The sequence below is a fragment of the Candidatus Neomarinimicrobiota bacterium genome, assembly GCA_041862535.1.
In the GTDB taxonomy this organism is placed as follows: domain Bacteria; phylum Fidelibacterota; class Marinisomatia; order SCGC-AAA003-L08; family TS1B11.
In genome coordinates, this window is the sequence record JBGVTM010000208.1 from 1 (window position 1) to 3,461 (window position 3,461).

5 protein-coding genes are annotated in these 3,461 nt (G+C 62.2%); all 5 read left to right on the top strand.

What is annotated here, in order from left to right; translation table 11 throughout:
• Window positions 1-281, top strand: a 281-nt coding sequence (locus ACETWG_07585) for a hydrogenase maturation nickel metallochaperone HypA (GenBank protein MFB0516449.1), incomplete at its 5' end; no start/stop codon positions are given.
• Window positions 281-1,114: a hydrogenase nickel incorporation protein HypB gene (gene hypB / locus ACETWG_07590; protein MFB0516450.1), complete on the top strand. Its 834-nt coding sequence runs from the start codon at window positions 281-283 to the stop codon at window positions 1,112-1,114. The genes ACETWG_07585 and hypB, both read left to right, overlap by 1 nt.
• 54 nt (window positions 1,115-1,168) lie before the next feature.
• Window positions 1,169-1,456 carry a HypC/HybG/HupF family hydrogenase formation chaperone gene (locus tag ACETWG_07595; GenBank protein ID MFB0516451.1) on the top strand — a complete coding sequence of 96 codons (288 nt, stop codon included), beginning with the start codon at window positions 1,169-1,171 and terminating at the stop codon, window positions 1,454-1,456.
• On the top strand, window positions 1,453-2,541 hold the full coding sequence (gene hypD, locus ACETWG_07600; protein MFB0516452.1) for a hydrogenase formation protein HypD: 1,089 nt from the start codon (window positions 1,453-1,455) through the stop codon (window positions 2,539-2,541). Before ACETWG_07595 ends, hypD begins: the two co-directional genes overlap by 4 nt.
• Before the next feature lie 22 nt (window positions 2,542-2,563).
• Window positions 2,564-3,461 (top strand): hydrogenase expression/formation protein HypE (hypE, locus tag ACETWG_07605; protein MFB0516453.1); only part of this gene is annotated, 898 nt, incomplete at its 3' end.

Consider the following 3,461-nt stretch of genomic DNA (forward strand, 5'->3'; position numbering starts at 1 on the left):
CCAGAGTAAAGGACATCTTTGTCGAGGTGGGCGCCCTGGCGGGAGTGATGATCCCGCCCCTGGAATTCAATCTGGATATTGCCAAGCAGCACACTTGTGCCCGGGACGCAGTCATTCACATCCAGGAGCTCGAAGGCCGGGGCCGCTGCCCCGCCTGTGGGGACACCTTCCCCATGAGCCTGCCCTTCGAGCCCTGCCCCCAATGTAACGGCAGCTACCTGACCATGATTGCCGGTAATATGCTGCGGGTCCGGGAAATCGAAGTGGAGAAAACAGCCTGATGTGCGAGACCTGCGGCTGCGGCCAGCCTGGTAACCAAGGCGTCAAGATTCTGAAACCGGGCGCCGCCAATCCTGCTGAGCAGCACACCCATGAGCACGGCCACCATCACGATCACCCCCACGAACATGAGCACCCCGGTCATACCCACACCGAAACCGTTAAGGTCCTGGAGGACGTGCTGGGCGCCAATAACCTTGTAGCGGCCCGCAATCGGGGCTACTTCGAAGGCCGCAATATTTTCGCCATCAACCTGATGAGCTCCCCGGGAGCGGGCAAAACCACCCTGCTGGAAAAAACCATCGGGGTACTGGCTCCCGATCTGCCTTGGGCCGTCATCGAAGGCGACCAGCAGACCACCATGGATGCCGACCGGATCGACCGCACCGGGGCCGCCGCCATCCAGATCAACACCGGCACCGGCTGCCACCTGGATGCCCGCATGGTCAGGGACGCGCTGAAACAACTCACTGTCCCGGTCGGGGCCGTTCTAGCCATCGAGAACGTGGGCAACCTGATCTGTCCGGCCCTTTTCGACCTGGGCGAGGCCCGCCGGGTAATCATCGTCAGCACCACCGAAGGCTCCGACAAACCGCTCAAATACCCCACCATCCTGCGGGACGCTCATCTTTGCGTCATCAACAAGATGGATTTATTACCCTATGTGGATTTTGATATGGATGAATTCATGACCAACGCCCGGCGCATTAATCCCGACCTGGGCTTTATCCCCCTCTCAGCCAAGACCGGCGACGGACTGGAAAAATGGTATGACTGGATTCGGGAAAACCACCGGGCCGTCAGCACCGCCAACGCCGGCAGCGAGGCGGGATAGAGTAAACCATCGCGCCGGGCTGTGGCTTTGATATGGTAAAGGAGGAATAGCACCGTGTGCCTGGCTATACCAGGAAAGGTAGTTGAAATTTATGAGGAGAACGGCCTGCGGATGGGGCGCATAGACTATGGCGGTGTCGTCAACAAGGCCTGCCTGGAATACGTGCCCGAGATCGAGATCGGACAGTACACGATTGTTCATGCCGGGTTTGCCATCAGCATCCTGGATGAAGAGGAGGCCCTGAAGTCCTTCGAGGCCTGGCAGGAGATGGCGAGTGCGGCCCGGGCGGCGGGGATTCCCCTGGGTGCAGAGGACCCCGGTCCCGGTGATCCCGCAGCATGAAATACCTCGAAGAATTCCGCGATCCGGAGGTAGCCCGCCTCTATCTTGAGCAGCTCCAAGCCGCCGTCACCCGCCCCTGGAAAATCATGGAGGTCTGCGGCGGGCAGACCCATGCCATCATGCAATACGGTATCCAGGAGCTGATCCCTGATAAGCTTACCCTGCTGCACGGCCCCGGCTGCCCGGTCTGCGTAACTCCCCTGGAGCAGATCGATAAGGCCATCGCCATTGCCGGGCAACCGGACGTCATCTTCACCACTTTCGGGGATATGCTGCGGGTCCCCGGCTCGGAGAAGGACCTCTTCTCGGTCAAAGCCGATGGGGGCGATGTCCGGGTGGTCTACTCACCCCTGGATGCCGTCAGGATCGCCACTGATAATCCCGACAAGGAAGTGGTCTTCTTCGCGGTCGGTTTTGAGACCACCGCCCCGGCCAACGCCATGGCCGTCAAACAGGCGGCCGCCCTGGGACTGGCTAATTTCTCCCAGATCGTCGCTCAGGTCCTGGTACCACCGGCCCTCGAAGCCATCCTCACCGCACCGGGCAACCAGGTGCAGGGCTTCCTGGCCGCCGGGCATGTCTGCACCGTAATGGGCTACCATGAATACGAGCCCATTGCCGCCAGGTATAAGGTGCCCATCGTGGTCACCGGTTTCGAGCCCCTGGATATCCTCGAAGGCATTCTACTGGTCGTCCGCCAGCTGGAAGCAGGGCGCCACGAAGTCGAGAACCAGTATCGCCGTAGCGTCCGGCGCACCGGCAACGAGCCGGCCCAGGACATGATTAAAGCGGTGTACCGGGTCGTTCCCCGGCAGTGGCGCGGCATCGGCGAGATCCCCCGCAGCGGACTCGGACTGCAAGCGGCCTACACCGCCTACGACGCCGAAGTCAAGTTTCAACTTGGTTCCATCCGGACCCGCGAGCCGGAGGTCTGCATCAGCGGTGAAGTCCTCCAGGGCTGGAAAAAGCCCACTGATTGCCCGGCCTTCGGAAAGGAGTGCACGCCAGATACGCCCCTGGGGGCCACGATGGTCTCCAATGAAGGGACCTGCGCCGCCTATTACCGCTACATGGACCCGTCCTGAGCCTGTCGAAGGGAATGTCCATATGAATGCCATGGAACTCAGCTGCCCCCTGCCCTTTGAGGACAGCGAGAAGATCAGTCTGGCGCACGGTGGCGGCGGCCGACGGATGGCCCAACTGATCAAGGAGGTCATCCTGCCCCACTTCCCCGACGGCAAGGTAGAGAACATCCACGACGGCGCCATCCTGGAATTCGGCACCGAACGTCTGGCCTTCACCACCGACTCGTTCGTGGTAACACCACCTTTCTTCCCCGGCGGTAACATCGGCGACCTGGCCGTCAACGGCACCATCAACGACCTGGCGGTATGCGGCGCCCGGCCCCTCTATCTCAGCTGCGCCCTCATCCTGGAGGAGGGCTACGCCATGGAATCGCTGCGCCAGGTGCTGGTCTCCATGGGCGCGGCAGCCGAAGCGGCGGGCGTGGCCCTGGTCACCGGCGACACCAAAGTGGTGGACCGCGGGAAAGGCGACGGCATCTTCATCACCACCACCGGCGTCGGACGGGTCCTACCCAACGCCAGGATCGATCCCCGCCGCGTCCGGCCCGGGGATGTGGTCATCATCAATGGCCCCGTCGGAGACCACGGTATGACCATCATGTCCCAACGGGAAAACCTCGCCATGCAGGGCGATCTGACCAGCGACACCCGCGCCCTGCATCGGGAGGTTGAGGCCCTGATCGAACGCTACGGGGAGACCATCCACTGCCTACGGGACATGACCCGCGGCGGGCTCGCCACCGTTATGAACGAGATCGCCCGGACCGCCGGCGTCTCCATCAGTCTCAGGGAACAGGCCATCCCGGTGAACCCGCCGGTGCGAAGCGCCTGCGAACTGCTGGGACTGGACCCCCTCTACGTGGCCAACGAAGGAAAACTGGCCATATTCGCCGAAAGCGGCACCGAAGAGCAGATCACGG

Excerpts from the sequence above, each read along its gene's own strand:
- hypB (MFB0516450.1), top strand. The coding sequence starts at position 281 with ATGTGCGAGACCTGCGGCTGCGGCCAGCCTGGTAACCAAGGCGTCAAG.
- hypD (MFB0516452.1), top strand. The coding sequence starts at position 1,453 with ATGAAATACCTCGAAGAATTCCGCGATCCGGAGGTAGCCCGCCTCTAT.